General features: G+C 76.4%; 1 pseudogene. It reads right to left on the bottom strand.

Annotation, left to right across the window (positions count from 1 at the left end):
- A pseudogene (locus KUM32_RS36730) lies at nt 1-580 on the bottom strand (hypothetical protein); the annotation flags it as partial.

Here is a 580-nt window from a genome sequence, read left to right as displayed (position 1 = left end):
GATGTCGACCAGGAACGGGGCCCGCTGCCCGTCGGCGCGGCCGGGCGGGGTGACGCCGTCCGGGTCGGCGGCGGCGAAGAGTTCGACCACGGCCCGGTGCTGCTCCGCCGGCAGTCGCTGGGCGGTGAGTTCGAGGCCGAGCAGCGGGGCGCGCAGCGTGCCGTCGGGGGTGACGTCGAGTTCCCAGGTCGCGCCGGGGAACTGCTGCTGGGTGGTGCCGATGAGGTAGCCGATGCCCAGCCGGCCGGAGTCGGCGGCGAGTTCGGCCAGCCGCGTCGCCTGCTCGCCGTCCGGCTCGGCCGCGAGCAGGACCAGGTGCGGGGCGCGCTGGGTGTGCTGGGCCTGACCGGTGCGGCCGGTGAGCACCGAGTCGTGGCCGGCGACGCTGAGCGCGGCGCGCCGCTGCTCGGTCTCGGCCGTCATGGTCTCCACCAGCGCGGCGACCCCGTCCAGGTGGCGGATGCGGGTGGGGGCCAGCGCCCCGAGTTCGGCGCCGAAGCCGACCAGGGTCAGCGTCAGCCGGTCGGACCAGCCGCTGGTGGCGAGTTCGGCGGCGATCGAGGCGAAGACCGCCGTACGG

The sequence above is a fragment of the Streptomyces sp. AC627_RSS907 genome (assembly GCF_019049165.1).
The sequence above is the reverse complement of the archived record's forward strand: the minus strand, read 5'-3'. Positions and strand labels throughout refer to the sequence as shown.